Below are 17,688 nucleotides of genomic sequence, written 5' to 3'. Positions count from 1 at the left end.
AACGGTACAGGAAGACCCAAGGAACAGTAAAGAAATATCCAAAAGCCCAGCTCAGTGGCCCTTTACTTGCTAGATGCCGTACGCCTGCCGCGCCTGGCCCACCCGCTGGAGCACCTGCCGGACGACGTCGCTGCCGGCCGGCACCAGCGACGGCTCGTACGTCCAGGTGTGCCCGACCCACGGGTCGGCGAGGTGGTCGTCGGGGACCGGCGTGATCCTCAGCAGGGCGCGCCAGAGCGGGTCGAGCACCGGCCCGTACCCCCGGGTGTCCTCCCGGTCGGCGACCATCATCAGGTGCACCCCGACCGACGGGCCCTCGTCCGCGAGGTAGCGCAGCTGGTTGACCGCGCGGTCGTCGAAGCCGTGCGGGAAGTCGTTGACGATCAGCAGCTGCTCGGCGGTGTCCAGGTCCGGCGGGAGGGAGTCGGCGGCGCCGCTGCGCACCGCCATCTGCACCAGGTCGACGCGGCGCGTCAGCCGCTCCAGCAGCGCGGAGACGCCCTGCGCCCCGGCCGCGGGCGGCTCCTTCAGCGCGCCGGTCTGCAGCAGCGGCGCGAGCGCACCGCCGGCCGCGCCCGCCGGGTCGATGACGTGCACGGTGAAGTCCCCGACCGGGTACACGGCGAGCAGCCGCGCCGCGTGGGCGACCGCCGTCTCCATGGCGAGGCGGCGCAGCTCGGTGGAGTCCACGACGGCCGACTGCAGCCCGGAGGGGCGGCCGCTGTCGATCCACAGGCCGCGCTCCAGGGGCAGCCGCACCAGCATGGGGATCCGCAGGCCGGTGCCCTCCGGCAGGTGCAGGTCGCCCAGGCGCAGGGCCATGGGGGTCTCCAGCGGCACCTGATAGCCCTGCCAGACCGGGCTGTCCCAGCGGGCGAAGGCGGGCGGCAGGGCGTGCTCGACGACCTCGGCCTCGGCAGTGAGCTGGGTCAGGTCCCGGTCGAGGACGGCGCGGGCCTGCTCCACCAGGCTCGCCTGCCGGGCACGGGCCTCGGCCCGGGCCGCGTCGGCGGCGGGACCCACCCGGGTGGCCGGGTCGGAGAGCACCTTGTCGAGCTCCTGCTCCAGGCGCGACTCCGCGAAGTCGACGGCGCTGCGGTAGGCGGCGGCCGAGCGGGCCAGGTCCTCGAACATGCCCCACACCTGGTTGTAGAGCCGCTCGTCCATGGTCCAGCCGTTGGCGTCGCCGGCCACGGGGCGCGGGGGCTGCCCCGGCTCGGCGGGCGGGACGGCCGGAGCGGGTGCGGGGGGCGCGGCGGTGGCGCGGCGGGGGTGGCGGTAGTCGACGGACCCGCCGGCGGCCGCGGGGCCCTGCGGCGCGGGGTCCGGGGCGGGGCGCGGGGGCTCGGGGTCCGCGGCCGGGCGCGGGGGCGGCGGGGCGACGGCGCGGGCCATGCCGCGGGTGACGGCCTCGTTGATGGCCGCGGCCGTCTCGAAGGCCTGCTCCAGGCCCTGGTCGTGCAGCATCGCGGCGAGCCCGCCCGCGTACCCCTGGCCTACGGCGCGCACCTTCCAGGCGTCCTGCCGGCGGTACAGCTCCAGGGCGACGACCGCGGACTCCACGCCGAGGTCCGTGATCGTGTACGTGGCGATCTCCGCCCCGTCGAGCTCGGTGACGGCGACGAAGGGGGCGGCCAGGGCCTCGAAGGACGTGGGGCCGCCGGCCCCGGTGGGCAGCGCGAGCAGCACGTGGACCCGGTGCACGTCCTCGGGGAGGGCCTCCAGGTCGACGGCGAGCCGGTGGTCGGCCGCGGCCTGCCGGGAGACTTCCAGGCCGGGCAGGCGGTGGGAAGCGGGGTGCGCGACCCGGTCGGCGCCGGACACCTTGCCGTCCGCGTCGGCGAGCGTGGCGCCCGCGACGACGGGGCCTCCCGCGGAGACCCGGATCTCCAGGCGGGTCCCGGACAGCGGGTGGTTCTGCCCCCGCACCAGCTCGGCCGTCATTCCTGCGCCCCCTCGTTGTTCATGCTCGTTCCGCGCTTGTCATCTTCTGCGCTTGTCGTGCCCGCGGGCCCGGCGGAAACGCTCTCCGCCGGGCCCGGGATGTCTTAAGGACGCTGGTGCCTACAGGCTCGGCAGGATCGCCGGCATGAGGTCCTGGAACGTCTTGCCGTTGGCCGGCGTGCCGATGGCGGTCATCGCCCAGCCGCCGCCGGAACGGTGCACCTTCGCCATGATCTGCGCGGTGTACGCGCCGCCGCCGTCGAGGGTGTAGCGGGCGAGCTCCTGGCCGTTGGTCTCGTCGACCAGGCGGCAGAAGGCGTTCTGCACCTCGGAGAACGTCTGGCCGGTGAAGGAGTTCACCGTGAAGACGATCTGGTCGATGTGCACGGGGACGCGCTGCAGGTCGACGAGGATGGCCTCGTCGTCGCCGCCCGTGCCGGCGCCGCCGACCAGGTTGTCACCGGTGTGGCGGACCGAGCCGTCGTCGCTGACCAGGTGGCGGAAGAAGACCACGTCGACCGGCTGGCCGCCGGCGAACAGCACCGCCGAGGCGTCGAGGTCGATCTCCCTCGTGCGCGACCCGAACAGTCCGCGGCGGGGGGCGGCCTGCCAGCCCAGCCCCATCCGCACGGCGGTCAGGGTGCCCCCGTCTGCCTTCTGCAGGCTGATGCCCTGACCCTTGGACAAGTTGACCGTCACGCGCAGTCCCTTCTCGTTCTATCCCCGTGGGCCGGGCGTCCGCACGGCCTCCGCCCCGACCCTACGCACGGACCCCGAGCGCACACGAATCCGGACGGGATTTGTGGCGGTCTTGCAACATCCCGGCCCGCGGCCCGCGGCGGGCGGTGCCGGAGCGTCAGGCGAGGCCGGCCTCCTTCATCTGCCGCAGCTCCTTCTTGAGCTCGCTCACCTCGTCGCGCAGCCGGGCGGCGACCTCGAACTGCAGCTCCGCGGCCGCGGCCCGCATACGGTCGGTCATGTCCTCGATCTGCTGCGCCAGTTCGGCGGCGGGCTTGTCCGTCACCGCGACGCCGGCCTTCGCCTTGCCGCCCTTGGCGGCCTTCGCCCCCTTGCCCGCCGCCTTGCCGGCCGGGGCGGTGGGCACCGGCGCCTTGCCCTTGGCGCCCTTTTCGCGGTAGCCCGAGCCCAGCAGCTCCTGCGTGTCGATCTCCTCGCGCGCGAGGGTCGCCACGATGTCGCCGATCTTCTTGCGCAGGGGCTGGGGGTCGATGCCCCGCTCCTTGTTGTACGCGATCTGCTTGTCCCGGCGGCGGTTGGTCTCCTCGATGGCCTTCTCCATCGCCGCGGTGACCTTGTCGGCGTACATGTGCACCTGGCCGGAGACGTTGCGCGCCGCGCGGCCGATGGTCTGGATGAGGGACGTCCCCGAGCGGAGGAAGCCCTCCTTGTCGGCGTCCAGGATGGCGACGAGGGACACCTCGGGCAGGTCGAGGCCCTCGCGCAGCAGGTTGATGCCGACCAGCACGTCGTACTCGCCGGCCCGCAGCTCGCGCAGCAGCTCCACCCGGCGCAGCGTGTCGACGTCGCTGTGCAGGTAGCGGACCTGGATGCCGAGCTCCAGGAAGTAGTCCGTGAGGTCCTCGGCCATCTTCTTGGTGAGGGTGGTGACCAGGACCCGCTCGTCCTTCTCGGTGCGCTTGCGGATCTCGTGCACCAGGTCGTCGATCTGGCCCTCGGTCGGCTTGACCACGACCTCGGGGTCGACGAGGCCGGTGGGACGGATGATCTGCTCCACGAAGCCGTCGGAGCGGGACATCTCGTACTTGCCGGGCGTGGCCGACAGGTACACCGTCTGGCCGATGCGCTCGGTGAACTCCTCCCACTTCAGCGGGCGGTTGTCCATGGCGGACGGCAGCCGGAAGCCGTGCTCGACCAGCGTGCGCTTGCGGGAGGCGTCCCCCTCGTACATGGCGCCGATCTGCGGGACGGTCACGTGCGACTCGTCGATGACGAGGAGGAAGTCCTCCGGGAAGTAGTCCATGAGGGTGTTGGGCGGGGAGCCGGGCTCGCGGCCGTCCATGTGCAGCGAGTAGTTCTCGATGCCGGAGCAGGAGCCGATCTGACGCATCATCTCGATGTCGTACGTGGTGCGCATGCGCAGCCGCTGCGCCTCCAGGAGCTTGCCCTGCTTCTCCATCCGGGCGAGGGTCTCCTCCAGCTCCGTCTCGATGCCGGCGATGGCCTTCTCCATGCGCTCGGCACCGGCGATGTAGTGGCTGGCGGGGAAGACGTACAGCTCCTGGTCGTCGGAGATGACCTCTCCGGTGAGCGGGTGGAGCGTGGAGAGCGCCTCGATCTCGTCGCCGAACATCTCGATGCGGACGGCGAGCTCCTCGTAGACCGGGAAGATCTCGATGGTGTCGCCCCGGACGCGGAAGGTGCCGCGGGTGAACGCGAGGTCGTTGCGGGTGTACTGGATCTCCACGAAGCGGCGCAGCAGATCGTCGCGGTCGATCTCCTGGCCGATCTTCAGCGGCACCATGCGGTCGACGTACTCCTGGGGGGTACCCAGGCCGTAGATGCAGGACACCGACGCCACCACCACGACGTCACGCCGGGTGAGCAGGGAGTTGGTGGCGGAGTGGCGCAGCCGCTCCACCTCCTCGTTGATCGAGGAATCCTTCTCGATGTACGTGTCCGACTGCGGAACGTAGGCCTCGGGCTGGTAGTAGTCGTAGTACGAGACGAAGTATTCGACGGCGTTGTTGGGCAGGAGCTCGCGGAACTCGTTGGCGAGCTGGGCCGCCAGGGTCTTGTTCGGCGCCATGACGAGCGTCGGCCGCTGGAGCCTCTCGATCATCCACGCGGTGGTCGCGGACTTGCCGGTGCCGGTTGCACCGAGGAGGACGACGTCCTTCTCACCTGCGCGGATACGTCGCTCCAGCTCGGCGATGGCCGTGGGCTGGTCACCGCTGGGCTGGAAGGGGCTGACGACCTCGAAAGGCGCCACCTTGCGTTCGATCTTCGATACGGGCCGCATGGGACCACCGTACGACCCGCCACTGACAACGGCCGGACACCCGCCGTCCGGCCCTTGTTCCCGGGGCGAACGGCAGGAGGCGATCCGGCGAAGAACACCCGTCGCCGTGCGCCTGCCGCGCCCCCGTCGCGTACTTGTCTGAGGTGGGCCCGTCCCGTACACCAGGGGGTCGGGGGTGCCCCCGGGCGTCCGTGCCCGTCCGTGTCCAGCCGCCGCGAGGAGCCCGTATGCGCATCCGCCCCGTCTCCGCCGTGACCAGCGCGCTGCTCGGCCTGTCCGCGCTCTTCCTCGCCGCCCCCCAGGCCCAGGCGGCCCCGGTGGCCGCTCCCGCCGCGAAGTCCTCGCAGGCGGGCGCGCCGCTCGTGATCGGCCACCGCGGGGTGCCGGTCCGGGCCCCGGAGAACACTCTGGCCTCGATCGACGAGGCGGCCGACCTGGGGATCACCTGGGTGGAGAACGACGTGCAGCGCACCAAGGACGGCGCCCTGATCGTCATGCACGACACGACCCTGGAGCGCACCACGGACGCCAGACGGCGCTATCCGGGCCGCGCCCCCTGGAAGATCGCCGACTTCACCCTCGCCGAGATCCAGAAGCTCGACGCGGGCAGCTGGTACGACCGCAGGTTCGCGGGTGAGCGGGTGCCGACGCTGCGGCGCTACCTGCAGCGCGTCGACCACAACCGGCAGAAGCTGCTGCTGGAGGTCAAGGCGCCCGAGCTGTACCCGGGCATCGAGCGGCAGCTGGCGGCCGAGCTGCAGCGCGCCGGGTGGCTCGACGCGCGGCACGTGCGGAGCGCCCTCGTCGTGCAGTCCTTCAGCGCCCCGTCCCTCAAGGCCTTCCACCGGGTCCGGCCGGACGTGAAGACGGGCTTCCTGGGCGCTCCGAAGCCTTCGGAGCTGCGGTCGTACGCCGCGTTCGCCGACCAGGTCAACCCGAACCACAAGAGCGTCACCGCCGCCTACGTGCGGGCGGTGCACGCCGTACGGGGAGCGCACGGGCGGCCGCTGGAGGTGTCCGCGTGGACGGTGGACAACGGCGACCGGGCCGTGGCGCTGGCCCGCATGGGGGTCGACGGCATCATCAGCAACACCCCGCAGGTGATCCAGGAGGCCCTGGAGGAGGCGGCGGACGAGCAGGAGGAGGACGACGGTCCCCTGTCGATCCTGAGCTTCCTGGGCCTCTAGCGGGCTCCGGCCTCCCGGAGCCCGCGGCCGGGGCCCGCCGGCCCGTCGGCCTGCCGGATCGCATGATCGTGGATCACTTGTGCGGTCCGGGGCCCGGCGGTCCCCCGAACGGCCTACGCTGGCCCCATGACGGACCTGGAACCGGTTGCCGCGGCCACCCCGCCCCGGCCGCAGGAGTGGGCGTGGGCGACGGTCGGCGCGTCCATCGGCCCGCTGGGGATCGCGGCGACGCCCCGGGGGCTGCTGCAGGTGATCTTCCGCGCCGGGGCGGAGGAGACGGAGGCGGCCGTGGCCGGCCTCGCGCGCCGCATGGGGACCGGCCCGGCGACCGGGCCGTGCGCCGCGCGGGAGGTTCTCGACCGGGCGGCGGCCGAGCTCACGGCCTACTTCGCCGGCCGCCGGGAGACCTTCTCGGTCCCGCTGGACTGGTCGCTGACCTCCGGGTTCAACCGCCGCGTGCTGCGCGAGCTGGCCGCGGGTGTCCCGTACGGGACCGTGGTCAGCTACCAGGACCTGGCCGACCGCGTGGGCGAGCGCGGGGCGGCCCGGGCCGTGGGCGTGGCCATGGGCAGCAATCCGCTGCCGGTCGTGGTGCCGTGCCACCGCGTCATCGAGAGCAACGGCGGCCTGGGCGGGTTCGGCAGCGGGCTGGAGATCAAGCGCGCCCTCCTGTCCCTCGAAGGAGTGCTTCCCGAGCCCCTTTTCTAACGGTTCGTCTGTTTGCCGCGCTGCTCGCGCAGGTGAGCGAGGGCCGTTTGTCAGTGGCAGCCCCTAGCGTGCTCGGCACGGAGATCGGCCGGCGTGGCCGACGGACGGGGAAGAGGGGCCTTTGCCATGGCGGGAGAGACGACGTACCTGGAGCTGTCGCAGGACGGCGGCGGGGCGCACAAGTTCTACGAGGTCACGGTCGCCGGCACGTCCGTCACGGTCCGCTACGGCCGCATCGGCGCCCCCGGCCAGACCCAGACCTCCTCGTTCCCGAGCACGGAGAAGGCCCGGGCCGCGGCGGCGAAGAAGGTCGGCGAGAAGGTCCGCAAGGGCTACGCCCCGGCCGTGGCCGGGCAGCGCGCCGCCCGCCCGGTGACGCACCGTCAGGTATCCTCCGCGCCGTCGACCGCGCGGGCCGTCGCGCCGGTGCTGTGGCGCTTCGACACCGGCTCCTCCGCGTTCGGCATCCATGTGGACGAGGACCGCTGCTGGGTGGGCAACCAGGCGGGGCACGTCCACACCCTCGGCCACGACGGCGAGGTGCTGGCCCGCTATCAGCTGCCCGCCGGCGTCAAGTGCCTGGTGGCGGACGACTTCTGGATCTACGCCGGGTGCGACGACGGCACGGTCTACGACCTGTCCTCCAAGCTGCCCTTCGCCGCCTACGAGATCTCCTCCGACGTCGACATCTTCTGGCTCGACATCCGCGAGGGCGTCCTCGACGTCGCCGACCGCGACGGCAGGCTGACCGTCATCGACCACGAGGACGAGTACCAGTGGTCGCGCAACAGCAGCGGCGACCACGCCTGGATGGTCCGCCGCGACGAGCGCGCCGTCTACCACGGCCACTCGCGCGGCGTGACCGCCTACGCCCAGGACGGCAGCGGCGAGCTGTGGCACACCCCCACGTCCGGATCGGTGCTGTTCGGCTGGCAGGAGGACCACGCCGTCTACGCCGGCACCAACCGCCGTGTCGTCCAGCGCCTGTCCAAGGCCACGGGCGACGTCGAGGCCACCTACCCGTGCGACACCGTCGTCTACTCCTGCGCCACCTCCCCCGGCGGCCGCTACGTCTTCGCGGGCGACTCCGCGTCGTCCGTGTACTGCTTCGCGGCGGACGGCACCCGGCTGTGGAAGCTCGGCACGGGCGGCGGCTCGGCGCTGTCCATGCAGTATCTGAACGAGAAGCTGTACATGGTCACCACGGACGGCGCGCTGGTCTGCGTCGATGCCGGTGACAGCGCCGTCGCCGCGGCGCAGGCGGGCAACGTCCCGGTGCCCGTGGACGTCAAGTCGGCCGCGGCCGTGCCCACGTACACCCCGTCCCGCACCCTCGCCACCGTGACCACGGCGCCCGCGACGGGCATCGTCGTCGAGTGCGTCCAGGAGGCCGGCAGGCTGCGGGTCCACGTCGTCTCCGAGGGCTACGACCCCAGCTGGAACGTGCAGTTCCCCCGGCACATACGCGAGGCCGGCGCCCGCTACGTCATCGACGCCCTCACGCCCGCGGCCGGCGGCTTCTACCGCGTGCGGGGCGAGATCCGGCGCCTGGTCTGAGCCCGGACGCCCGGCCGGGCGGCGCCCCTCACCCGGGCGGGTGGATGCTGGAGGCAGAGGTGCATCGCCATGCGTACCGGCAACGAACCCGCCACGGCCCGCAGCGCCCTGCGGCTGCGCTGCGGGCTGGCCTCCTGGGGCCTGTTCTGGGCCGTCGCGGGCACCGTGCTCTTCGCGATCACGGACCACCCCGGCTGGGCCGCCGCCTGCGGGGTCCTGGTCGCCGTGACCGCCGTCGACCTCTCGCTGGTGATCCGCCACATCCGGCAGGGCCCGCACTTCCAGCCCGGCCGGGACGTCCCGCCGTACCGGCCGGTCAGCGAGCGCCGGGATCCCTGGGAGCGCCGGGGGCCGGGGGACGACGGGCGCGGACCGTACCCGTAGCGGCTGTCCTCAGCGGCCTGCGTCCGCAGCGATCCGCATCCGCAGGGCAGGCCTCAGCCCGGCTGCGAGCCGGCCGCCGACAGGCCGAAGTCGGCGCCCGAGATGCCGGCGAGTTCACCGACGATCCGCAGCAGCGGCGTGCGCAGCTCCGTGAGGGCCGCGCGCATGGCCGGGGCGTCCGCCCACGCCTCCTCGTGGGCGACCGGGCTCGTGCCCTCCGGGCGGAGCGCCTCGTGGGCGGCCAGCCGCGGGTGCCACGTGCTGGTGAAGGGCCTCAGCGTGCGGTTGAGGAGGTCGTCGGCGATCGCGTAGATGGTGCGGGCGCCCTCGGGCGGCGGCCCGCCGGCGAGGTTGATGCTGTACTGCCGCAGCGTGGAGCGCGTGAACTCGAACATCGCGTGGAGCGAGCCGAGCGCCTCGCGCAGGCTGCCGGTGCCGGGGGCCAGCTCCTGGACGCCGATGCGGGTGGCGAGCTCGACCTGCAGGTCGAAGGCGGCCATGCGCTCCAGCTCCCCGGGCGCGCCGACCGGCGGCGCGGGCGTGTGCTGCTTCATCCGCGGCTCCCTCGTGCTGCTCGTGCCGGCCGTGCCGGGCCGGGCTGCGACGCCGCCCAGCGTAGTGCCGTGGGCGGCACGCAGGACCCGTATGACGGCGTGCCGCAGTTGTTCGGCCCGGCCGGGCTCGGGGTCGTGCCGCAGCCAGGCGTGGACCGTGAGCGGGTGCACCGACCAGGCGCGGGTGCCGGCGGACGCGAGGAGGCCGCGGCCGCGCAGCACGGCGATGCCCGCGTCGAGGCGGCGGGCGGCGACGACGTCCGGGGCAGCGCTGCCCGGCGACAGGGCCCGTACCGCGTCGTCCCTGGTCAGCGGGGTCGGTGCGAAGGCGGCCGCGAGCCGCAGGGCGTCCATGGCGCTCGGGCCCGCCTCCCGTACGTCCCGGACGAGCGCGGCGGTCACTCCGGCCGGGTATCCGGTGGGCAGGACGCGGTCCCGCCCGAGGACGTCCAGGAGCGAGCGCCCGGGCGTGTGGAAGCGGTCGAGGAGGGTGGTGTAGCCGTCGGCCGCGGCGGAGGACAGCAGGTCGAGCGCCAGCGGATGCCCGGCGACGGCCGCGCACAGGGCGTCGGCGGCCGCCCGCTCCTCGGGAGAGGCGGGCGCCGCGGCGTGGGTGAGTAGCGCGTACGCCTCGCCGGGCGGCAGCGGGTCCAGGTCGACGGGGGTGGCGAGCGTGTCGTAGCGGCGGCTGCGGGTCGTCAGCAGGGTGCGGCCCAGCGGGTGGGGAGCGCACAGCCGTGTCACCTGCTGGGTCGTCAGCCGGTCCGGGAGGTCGTCGACGATCCAGAGGAACGGTTCGCCGGCCGCGGCGAAGCGGTCGCGCAGCCGGGCCGCGACGTCCTCCGCGCAGCCCTCCCCCGGCAGGCCGTGCGCGGCGGCCAGCGCCCGCAGGCCGCCCTCGTAGGGTCCGTACGGAGACCCCGTGCCGTGCGGCTCCGCGCCGGCGTCGCGGGAGAGCCAGTGGATCCCGCCCGGATAGCCGGCGGCGAAGCGCGTCGCGTACTCCTGGGCCAGCAGCGTCTTGCCGATCCCAGCCATGCCCCGGACCTGCACCGGCCGGGGAGCCGAATGCCCGGTGGTGAGCGGGGCGTCGTGCTGGTGCAGGCAGCTGTGCACCTGCCACAGGCGGGGCAGGCGGCCGGTGAACGCGGGCGCGGGCGACGGGGGCGGGCCCGGGAACCAGCGGGCCGGCGCGGCCTCGGTCGCCCCGATGGTGCCCTCCAGCGCCGCGACGTGCGCCCGCACGTCCGCGACCAGGGCGTCGAGCCCGGCCGTTCCGGCGGGCAGGGCCCAGTGCTTGGCGTCGCGCAGCTCCACGGGGTGGATGTGCCCGGTGCCCGGCTCGGGGTTGACGACCATGACCCGGCGGCGCGGGTCGCCCTCGGCGAGGCCCGCCAGGTAGGCGGCGGTCAGCTCCCACTGGCACGCCTGCCGCGTCGGGTACGCCGCCGAGTAGCACGCCAGCAGCGCCTTCGAGCGGGCCAGGCCGGCGCGGATGCTGCCGCTGATGCCGGCGAAGCCCGCGACGGTGACCTCGTCGACGAAGACCTCCAGCCCGGAGGCGAGCAGCCGGTCCCGCAGGGGAGCTATGCGGTGGGCGTCGCCGCGGCTGTAGCTGAGGAACACGTCCCAACTGCGGGCGCCCTGTCCCTCCACGCTCTCTCCCACGGTGTTCCGGCCGATGCCTGTCTGCTGCGGCCGGACTAGCCTACTGTGGGGCCCCGGGGAGGAAGATCATGCGACGGATACGCAACGCCGCCGGCCGGGCCAGGCCGAAGCAGGTCACGGTCCGGATGGCGATTCCGATGCTGGGTGACATCACGGGCGTCTGGGAGCCGGTGGAGGCCGAGCGCAAGGCCGCCTGGGAGCTGTACGCGGAGCTGGCCACGCGCGTCTCCACCGTCGAGCTGGGCCCGGAGGACGGCTTCCTGCGGGAGGCCCTGTCCTCCTTCTACAGCCTCTTCGGCACCACGCGCGACATCCTGCGCCGCTACGGCCCCGACGTCGCCCCGCGCCGCGGCCCGGGCGAGATCACCTTCGGCGCGCTGGCGGTCACCGTACTCAACCAGGCCCTCCGCCCCGTCCTCGCCACCTGGCACCCCCGCCTGGCCGCGTACGAGTCCCAGCGCCCGGCGGACGTGGACCCCGTCTCGTACGAGCGCGGCTGGGAGCACGCGGCGGCGCTGCGGGAGGAGATCGCCCGGGTGCGGGAGGTCCTGGTGGCGCTGGCGAACGCCCTGTCGGAAGTGGCGGGCTCCGCCGACCTGTTACGACCGGCCACAATGCCCTACCCCCCCCCCGGAGGCCGGGCAGGAGTGAGGGCGCGGGCGGTCAGTACGGGGATGCGCCCTGGCCCGAGGCGGGCGGGGCGAGGGCGCGCCGGGCCTCCTCCACGCACCGCGCGCGCTCCTCTTCCGGCAGGGCCTGCCATGCCGTCCGCAGAGCCCGCGTCCCCTCGCCCAGGGCCTCGGCGTACGCCCCGACGCGCACGGCGTCCCGCAGGCCGACCCGGCCGGTGAGCACGTCGCGGGCCATCTCCTGAAGCACGTCGCCGGCGCCGCCGCCGGCGAGCCGCTGCAGCGCCTCGTGGAGGGCGCGCGCCCGGTCGGCGCTGCGTCCGCGGGTCACGAACTCTTCGAATCCCACATGCCGTTCGCTCATGCGTTCCCTCCTGTGTCAGACCGCGGGGTGGTCGTAGCCCGCGCGCGGCACGGGGAAGCTGTTGAGCGAGGCCAGAGCCTCCGCGCCGATCCTGCCAAGGACGCCGTAGCCGGCGTGCAGGCACATCTGGGCCTCCGTAGCGAGCAGGGTCATGTGCTCCCATTCCCTCAGGATGGTCAGCAGTTCCTGCGTGCCCAGCGCCGCGGCCGCGGCTGCGGCGGCTCCGCCCGTGGCCGCCTCGGCCACCGCGATGAGGGTCCCGGTGATCAGCGCGTCGAGGATCGCCCCGAGGCAGTCGCCGATGGCTGCTCCGGCATACATGACGGACTGGGCGACGACGAGGTATTCCGTGCCCATAGCGCCGAAGGAGGCGTGGAACTCCTCAAGATTTCCGGCAAGGGCGGAGAAATAGCGCGCAGCCGTTTCGGCGGCATTGCCGTCCCAGGTCGCGTCAATGCGTGTGCTGCCGGATCGGAGGTTGCGCGCGACGCCCTCGCAGGCATGCCCCGTCTCCCGCCATGCCGAGGCGCACTTGGCAAAGGCGTCCCAGTCGCCGGTGAGGAACTTCTCGGCCCATTTCAGGGGATCCTGACCCGTATACAGCTCCGCCAGTTTGAAGAGCCAGCCGGATGGGGTGAGGACCTCCGCCGCGTCATTGAACGGCTTCAGCGGGTCCAGTTCCCCCGGTTCGCCGGGCGGGACGAGACACGCCGTCGGCTCCGCCACATCGGAAAATGCCGTGGCCGTCACCGTTCCGCGTCCTTCTCGCGGATTGCCGCGTCGAATGCGGCGGCAGTGCGGCGATCGGTGCGGCGGTAATAGGCGGCGGCCGTGGCGAGTTCCTCCGAAGAGGCCTGCAGGACCCCGGCCAAACGCTGGAGGGCGCTCAGGACGTCGTCGCGCAAAGGGCCGTGCCAGAGGACCACGTCTTCGAACAGGCCGCCTGCCGCCGGGCGAAGGAGGGTGTGGCGCCGGACGTACGCCAGCACCTCCCGCAAGTCCTCGGCGCCCCGGCCGACCTGCCGTGCGAACGCTTCGAGCTGTCCGGGCTCGACCTTCAGATCCACGGTTCCCCCCTTCAGGACCAGACGAGCGACAGCACGGTGCACGCGGCGGTCCCGGCTCCGCCGGTCCGCAACAGCCAGGAGACGTACGGCCCTGCGGACGTCCGGCGCAGCGCCTCCCAAGAGGCCCTGATCTCCTCGGCGGTCTTCGCCCGGTGGCCGACCACCGTGGTCATCAGGCCGAAAGCGACCATCATCAGCCCGGCGAAGAAGAAGGCCAGCCGCCCCCAGAAGAACCGCCAGCTGACCGGCTGACAGCGGTCTCCCTCGCGATAGACGCGCACCTTCTCGCCCACCACGTACCAGCCGCGGATCCAGGCGCCGTCACGCATGGCCCGGCCGCTGTCGGCTTGGAACGAACCGAAGCAGACGTCATACGTGTCCGAGGAATACCGCCCGCCCGAACGCCCGCGCTCCTCGCACCGCTTCACGACCAGTGTGCCCTTGTCCGCCACGAGCCCGGCCGATTTCTCCGCCTGACGGACCATGAACCCCATACAGGCCAGCGAAAGCACAACGATGCCGACACCGGCGAGGCGCGGCAGGATGCGCGGTGCGGGCAGAGCAACGAACGGGCTCCTCGCGGTTAACTCGGGCACGGCCATGAAAGGTCTCCTCAGCATCGGATGAGGGGACCTTATGCACACAGCAACAAGTGACCGTCACACAAAAGCGGGCTGCGCATCACGAGCACCAGCCCCCAGCCCATGTCCCACCTGCCCCCACAGCCAACCCGGGGCCCCGCCGATCCTCACCCGATAGGACTAACGGCCGTGATGACCAAGATGTCATCTCACGTGGTGGCAGTACGCCCTGAAGGGGTTCCGGCTACTGGAACGCACTCAAGACGAACGTACGGATCTCGGCGGCGAGGTTCCGCATTTCCTCGCCGGGCGCGTGCACGGTGGCGGTCTCGAAGTGCCACTCCTCGGACGGGGGCCGGTCGTGGATCCCCCACGTCAGGCGGACGTAGCCGCCGGGGCCGTGTTCCGCCGAGAGACTCAGGTCGCCTTCGAGGGAGCGCCAGGTGCGTGCCCCTGTCCAGCCGCGGAAGTCCTCGGCCAGCGAGGACAGAAAGGCATCGAGGCCGTCGCCGCCCAGGGTCCGCACCGAGACCTCGACGCTCACCCCTTGCCCCCTCGCCGTCACGAGGAAGTCGAATATCGGGTCATCGTCGCCGAACGATCGCGCCGGTCTGGAGAGGAGGAGGTCCACCGGTCGCGGTCCGGGATCTCCCACCCGGACGGCAGGAATGCCGTCATCGTCGTAGTCGATCACGTGATCAGGTCCTAACGGTCACCCGCGCTGCGTTCGCGCAGTTGCTGCCAGACCTTCGACACCTGGGGCTCCAGGGCCTCCAGGGGGCCGTCGTTGTCGATGACGATGTCGGCGACGGCGAGGCGGGCCTCGCGGGTGGCCTGGGCCGTCATGCGGGCGCGGGCCTCTTCGGGGGTCATGCCGCGGAGGCGGACCAGGCGGTCCAGGCGGGTGTCCGTGCCGGCGTCGACGACGATGACCAGGTCGTAGAGCGGGGCCAGGCCGTTCTCGGCGAGGAGGGGGACGTCGTGGACGACGACGGCGTCCGGGGCCGCGGCGGCTTCCAGTTCGGCGGAGCGGGCCCGGACCAGAGGGTGCACGACGGCGTTGAGGGCGGCGAGGCGATCGGGGGCGGCAAAGACGATCGCGCCCAGCTTGGGGCGGTCGAGCGCGCCGTCGGGGGTGAGGACCGCGTCACCGAACTCGGCGACGACCGCGGCCAGTCCGGGCGTGCCCGGCCCGACCACTTCGCGCGCGATCCGGTCGGAGTCCACGATCACCGCGCCGTACGACGCGAGCAGCCGCGACACCTCGCTCTTGCCGGCTCCGATTCCGCCCGTGAGGCCCACTCTCAGCATGGGCCCCACGGTATAGGGCGGGCGGTCAGTGACCGCTGTCGCCCTCCCTGTCGGCGAGGAAGCGCTCGAACTCCGCGCCCAGTTCGTCGGCGGAGGGCAGTTCGACGGGCTCGGCGACGAGGTTGCCGCGGGTCTCCGCGCCGGACACCGCGTCGTACTGGTGCTCGAGGCCGCGGACGAGGGTCACGAGCTCGTCGTCGCCCTCGGCGATCTGCCGCTCGATCTCCTCCTGGGTGCGCAGCGCATCGGACCGCAGGGCGTGCGCGGCGTTGGGCAGCACCAGGCCGGTGGCGGCCGTGACCGCTTCGAGCGCGGTGAGGGCGGCGTCCGGGTACGGCGAGCGGGCGACGTAGTGCGGGACGTGGGCGGCGACGCCCAGGACGGCGTGGCCGGCCTCCGCCAGGCGGTACTCGACGAGGGCCTCGGCGCTGCCGGGCACCTGCGCCTCGTCGAAGAAGCTGCGGTGACCGGGCATCAGGTCGGTGCGGTTGCCGTGCGGGGTGATGCCGACGGGGCGGGTGTGGGGGACGCCCATGGGGATGCCGTGGAAGTTGACGGCCAGCCGGACGTCGAGCCGCTCGACCAGCTGCCCCACGGCGGCGGCGAACCTCTCCCACTCCACGTCCGGCTCGGGGCCGGACAGCAGCAGGAAGGGCGCGCCCGTAGCGTCCTGGACGATGCGCAGCTCGATCGCCGGGGTCTCGTAGGCGCTCCAGCGGTCCCGCTGGAAGGTGAGCAGCGGCCGGCGGGCCCGGTAGTCGATGAGCCGGTCGTGGTCGAAGCGGGCGACGACCTGGTGCGGCAGGGTGTCCAGGAGCCGCGAGACGATCAGCTCGCCGGTCTCTCCCGCGTCGATGTAGCCGTCGAAGTGATAGAGCATGACCAGGCCGGCCGTCTCCTGGGCCAGGGCCAGGTCGGCCACGGCGAGCCCCTTGGGCTCCCATTCGTACAAACCCTGCGGATCCAACACAGTGACCGCTCCTCCTCATGTTCCGTACCGGGGAACGCGCCTGGAGGGCCCGGCCATTCCCGGCTTCCGGATCGCGCCGCGCATCTCACATGACGGAACGACAGCACGAGTAAGGCCCGCTCCCCAAGGGGAACGGGCCTTACTCAGTCAGCTGTCAGCTGCCGTGGTGCAGAGCCTCAGCTCTGGCCGCCGGCGAGCTTCTCGCGGAGGGCGGCCAGCGCCTCGTCCGACGCCAGGGCGCCGGAGCTGTCGGCCGACTCCGAGGAGTACGAGCCGCCGGAGACCTGGGCGCCACCGGCCTGCGGGGCAGCCTGAGCACCCTCGGCCGCAGCCTCGGCGTCCGCCTCGCGGGACTTGATGACCTGCGCCTGGTGCTGCTCGAAGCGCTGCTGCGCCTCGGCGTACTGGCGCTCCCACTCCTCGCGCTGCTTCTCGTAGCCCGGCAGCCAGTCGTTGGCCTCGGGGTCGAAGCCCTCGGGGTAGATGTAGTTGCCCTGGTCGTCGTAGGACGCGGCCATGCCGTACAGGGTCGGGTCGAACTCGACCACGGACGGGTCGGCACCGAAGGACTCGTTGGCCTGCTTCAGCGAGAGGCTGATGCGGCGGCGCTCGAGGTCGATGTCGATGACCTTGACGAAGATCTCGTCGTTGACCTGGACGACCTGCTCCGGGATCTCCACGTGGCGCTCGGCCAGCTCGGAGATGTGGACCAGGCCCTCGATGCCCTCGTCGACGCGGACGAACGCACCGAACGGAACGAGCTTGGTGACCTTACCCGGGACGACCTGACCGATCTGGTGGGTCCGGGCGAACTGCTGCCACGGGTCTTCCTGGGTGGCCTTGAGGGACAGGGACACGCGCTCGCGGTCCATGTCGACGTCGAGAACCTCGACGGTGACCTCCTGGCCGACCTCGACAACCTCGGACGGGTGGTCGATGTGCTTCCAGGACAGCTCGGAGACGTGGACGAGACCGTCGACGCCGCCCAGGTCCACGAAGGCACCGAAGTTGACGATGGAGGAGACGACGCCGGAGCGCACCTGACCCTTCTGGAGGGTGGTGAGGAAGGTCTGGCGGACCTCGCTCTGGGTCTGCTCCAGCCAGGCACGGCGGGACAGGACCACGTTGTTGCGGTTCTTGTCCAGCTCGATGATCTTGGCCTCGAGCTCCTTGCCCACGTAGGGCTGGAGGTCGCGGACGCGGCGCATCTCGACCAGGGAGGCCGGGAGGAAGCCACGGAGGCCGATGTCGAGGATGAGACCACCCTTGACGACCTCGATGACGGTACCGGTGACGATCCCGTCCTCTTCCTTGATCTTCTCGATGGTGCCCCAGGCGCGCTCGTACTGGGCGCGCTTCTTCGAGAGGATCAGGCGGCCTTCCTTGTCCTCCTTCTGGAGAACCAGGGCCTCGATCTCGTCGCCGACCTTGACGACCTCGTTCGGGTCGACGTCGTGCTTGATCGAGAGCTCGCGGGAGGGGATAACACCCTCGGTCTTGTAACCGATGTCGAGCAGGACCTCGTCCCGGTCGACCTTCACGATGACGCCGTCGACGATGTCGCCGTCGTTGAAGTACTTGATCGTCTCGTCGATCGCGGCGAGGAAGGCTTCCTCGTTACCGATGTCGTTGACCGCAACCTGCGGGGTGGTGGCGGTGGTCTCGGTGCTGCTCGTCATGTGGGAAAGGGCTCCGGTACGGACATTGAGTCGTAGGTACTGCTACGCCGAGAGCCCGTATCGCACCGCCGAAGCCGGACAGCC

At 72.2% G+C, this 17,688-nt stretch carries 16 protein-coding genes; 5 read left to right on the top strand and 11 right to left on the bottom strand.

Annotated elements, in window-relative coordinates; genetic code table 11:
• Positions 1 to 69: 69 nt before the first annotated feature.
• The 3 genes from IF61_RS0113500 to uvrB all read right to left on the bottom strand — a co-directional run bounded on the left by IF61_RS0113500 (position 70) and on the right by uvrB (position 4,945).
• Positions 70 to 1,944, bottom strand: a complete 1,875-nt coding sequence (locus IF61_RS0113500) for a TerD family protein (protein ID WP_030366592.1) — start codon at positions 1,942 to 1,944, stop codon at positions 70 to 72.
• Positions 1,945 to 2,064: 120 nt separating this feature from the next.
• Entirely contained in the window at positions 2,065 to 2,643 is a 579-nt protein-coding gene (locus IF61_RS0113495) for a TerD family protein (protein WP_030366591.1), read from the bottom strand.
• Positions 2,644 to 2,800: 157 nt separating this feature from the next.
• Positions 2,801 to 4,945, bottom strand: coding sequence for an excinuclease ABC subunit UvrB (gene uvrB / locus IF61_RS0113490; RefSeq protein WP_030366590.1), 2,145 nt, complete (start codon positions 4,943 to 4,945; stop codon positions 2,801 to 2,803).
• Positions 4,946 to 5,172: 227 nt separating this feature from the next.
• Here uvrB and IF61_RS0113485 point away from each other — a divergent pair, with 227 nt between their 5' ends.
• From IF61_RS0113485 to IF61_RS0113470, 4 genes are all read left to right on the top strand, one after another.
• Complete coding sequence (locus IF61_RS0113485; RefSeq protein ID WP_030366589.1) at positions 5,173 to 6,132, top strand: glycerophosphodiester phosphodiesterase; 960 nt, start codon at positions 5,173 to 5,175, stop codon at positions 6,130 to 6,132.
• A gap of 126 nt (positions 6,133 to 6,258) precedes the next feature.
• Entirely contained in the window at positions 6,259 to 6,840 is a 582-nt protein-coding gene (locus IF61_RS0113480; protein ID WP_078660187.1) for a methylated-DNA--[protein]-cysteine S-methyltransferase, read from the top strand.
• A gap of 126 nt (positions 6,841 to 6,966) precedes the next feature.
• Entirely contained in the window at positions 6,967 to 8,397 is a 1,431-nt protein-coding gene (locus IF61_RS0113475) for a WGR domain-containing protein (protein ID WP_030366587.1), read from the top strand.
• A 69-nt stretch (positions 8,398 to 8,466) separates the two neighbouring features.
• Complete coding sequence (locus IF61_RS0113470) at positions 8,467 to 8,781, top strand: DUF6343 family protein (RefSeq protein WP_052392676.1); 315 nt, start codon at positions 8,467 to 8,469, stop codon at positions 8,779 to 8,781.
• A gap of 53 nt (positions 8,782 to 8,834) precedes the next feature.
• On the opposite strand, the gene IF61_RS33365 is transcribed toward IF61_RS0113470, so the two are convergent.
• The gene (locus tag IF61_RS33365) at positions 8,835 to 10,991 is read right to left on the bottom strand and encodes a tetratricopeptide repeat protein (protein ID WP_030366585.1); all 2,157 of its coding nucleotides are present in this window, start codon (positions 10,989 to 10,991) and stop codon (positions 8,835 to 8,837) included.
• An 80-nt stretch (positions 10,992 to 11,071) separates the two neighbouring features.
• Here IF61_RS33365 and IF61_RS34130 point away from each other — a divergent pair, with 80 nt between their 5' ends.
• Positions 11,072 to 11,854: a hypothetical protein gene (locus tag IF61_RS34130; protein WP_211264881.1), complete on the top strand. Its 783-nt coding sequence runs from the start codon at positions 11,072 to 11,074 to the stop codon at positions 11,852 to 11,854.
• Between the two features lie 157 nt (positions 11,855 to 12,011).
• Here IF61_RS34130 and IF61_RS0113445 read toward each other — a convergent pair whose 3' ends face one another.
• The 7 genes from IF61_RS0113445 to rpsA form a co-directional block, all read right to left on the bottom strand.
• Positions 12,012 to 12,746 carry a hypothetical protein gene (locus IF61_RS0113445; RefSeq protein WP_030366581.1) on the bottom strand — a complete coding sequence of 245 codons (735 nt, stop codon included), beginning with the start codon at positions 12,744 to 12,746 and terminating at the stop codon, positions 12,012 to 12,014.
• Complete coding sequence (locus IF61_RS35855) at positions 12,743 to 13,063, bottom strand: WXG100 family type VII secretion target (RefSeq protein ID WP_030366580.1); 321 nt, start codon at positions 13,061 to 13,063, stop codon at positions 12,743 to 12,745. The genes IF61_RS0113445 and IF61_RS35855 overlap by 4 nt, the downstream gene beginning before the upstream one ends.
• Positions 13,064 to 13,074: 11 nt before the next feature.
• Positions 13,075 to 13,665: a hypothetical protein gene (locus tag IF61_RS35850; RefSeq protein ID WP_030366579.1), complete on the bottom strand. Its 591-nt coding sequence runs from the start codon at positions 13,663 to 13,665 to the stop codon at positions 13,075 to 13,077.
• Positions 13,666 to 13,888: 223 nt separating this feature from the next.
• On the bottom strand, positions 13,889 to 14,275 hold the full coding sequence (locus tag IF61_RS0113430) for a DUF6228 family protein (protein WP_342667990.1): 387 nt from the start codon (positions 14,273 to 14,275) through the stop codon (positions 13,889 to 13,891).
• 74 nt (positions 14,276 to 14,349) lie between these two features.
• Complete coding sequence (gene coaE, locus IF61_RS0113425) at positions 14,350 to 14,955, bottom strand: dephospho-CoA kinase (RefSeq protein WP_030366577.1); 606 nt, start codon at positions 14,953 to 14,955, stop codon at positions 14,350 to 14,352.
• A gap of 25 nt (positions 14,956 to 14,980) precedes the next feature.
• On the bottom strand, positions 14,981 to 15,925 hold the full coding sequence (locus IF61_RS0113420; RefSeq protein ID WP_030366576.1) for a PAC2 family protein: 945 nt from the start codon (positions 15,923 to 15,925) through the stop codon (positions 14,981 to 14,983).
• 176 nt (positions 15,926 to 16,101) lie between these two features.
• Complete coding sequence (rpsA, locus tag IF61_RS0113415; protein ID WP_030366575.1) at positions 16,102 to 17,604, bottom strand: 30S ribosomal protein S1; 1,503 nt, start codon at positions 17,602 to 17,604, stop codon at positions 16,102 to 16,104.
• Between the last annotated feature and the right edge of the window lie 84 nt (positions 17,605 to 17,688).

The organism is Streptomyces roseoverticillatus, from assembly GCF_000719265.1.
Classification (GTDB): Bacteria; Actinomycetota; Actinomycetes; order Streptomycetales; family Streptomycetaceae; genus Streptomyces; species Streptomyces roseoverticillatus.
The sequence above is the reverse complement of the archived record's forward strand: the minus strand, read 5'-3'. Positions and strand labels throughout refer to the sequence as shown.

Excerpts from the sequence above, each read along its gene's own strand:
- IF61_RS0113500 (WP_030366592.1), bottom strand. The coding sequence starts at position 1,944 with ATGACGGCCGAGCTGGTGCGGGGGCAGAACCACCCGCTGTCCGGGACC.
- uvrB (WP_030366590.1), bottom strand. The coding sequence starts at position 4,945 with ATGCGGCCCGTATCGAAGATCGAACGCAAGGTGGCGCCTTTCGAGGTC.
- IF61_RS0113485 (WP_030366589.1), top strand. The coding sequence starts at position 5,173 with ATGCGCATCCGCCCCGTCTCCGCCGTGACCAGCGCGCTGCTCGGCCTG.
- IF61_RS0113480 (WP_078660187.1), top strand. The coding sequence starts at position 6,259 with ATGACGGACCTGGAACCGGTTGCCGCGGCCACCCCGCCCCGGCCGCAG.
- IF61_RS0113475 (WP_030366587.1), top strand. The coding sequence starts at position 6,967 with ATGGCGGGAGAGACGACGTACCTGGAGCTGTCGCAGGACGGCGGCGGG.
- IF61_RS0113470 (WP_052392676.1), top strand. The coding sequence starts at position 8,467 with ATGCGTACCGGCAACGAACCCGCCACGGCCCGCAGCGCCCTGCGGCTG.
- IF61_RS34130 (WP_211264881.1), top strand. The coding sequence starts at position 11,072 with ATGCGACGGATACGCAACGCCGCCGGCCGGGCCAGGCCGAAGCAGGTC.
- IF61_RS35850 (WP_030366579.1), bottom strand. The coding sequence starts at position 13,665 with ATGGCCGTGCCCGAGTTAACCGCGAGGAGCCCGTTCGTTGCTCTGCCC.
- coaE (WP_030366577.1), bottom strand. The coding sequence starts at position 14,955 with ATGCTGAGAGTGGGCCTCACGGGCGGAATCGGAGCCGGCAAGAGCGAG.
- rpsA (WP_030366575.1), bottom strand. The coding sequence starts at position 17,604 with ATGACGAGCAGCACCGAGACCACCGCCACCACCCCGCAGGTTGCGGTC.